The organism is Halorubrum sp. SP3, from assembly GCF_005435195.1.
Classification (GTDB): Archaea; Halobacteriota; Halobacteria; order Halobacteriales; family Haloferacaceae; genus Halorubrum; species Halorubrum sodomense.
The window spans coordinates 1-239 of the sequence record NZ_SGTU01000695.1 but is presented as its reverse complement, the minus strand read 5'-3'; the positions used below and the strand labels follow the sequence as shown (position 1 = coordinate 239).

The window sequence follows — 239 nt, the reverse complement described above, 5'->3', positions numbered from 1 at the left end:
CGGCGCGGTCCCGTTCGAGGGCGGGTTCGCCCAGATGGACGTGGAACCGGACGACGTGTCGATGGAGGTCGCCGTTCAGCCGGACGGGGACGCGCGGTGGACCGTCGAGTACCGGATCCGACTCGGCACCGACGAGGAGGAGCGGGCGTTCGAACAGCTCCGCGCGGACGTGGAGAACGACACGGAGGCGTACACGACCCGGTTCCGCGACAGAATGGTCTCGACCGCGGAGACCGCCG

1 pseudogene is annotated in these 239 nt (G+C 70.3%); it reads left to right on the top strand.

The features are described from left to right. Positions 1-239 (top strand): annotated as a pseudogene (locus tag EXE42_RS17990) (hypothetical protein); the annotation flags it as partial.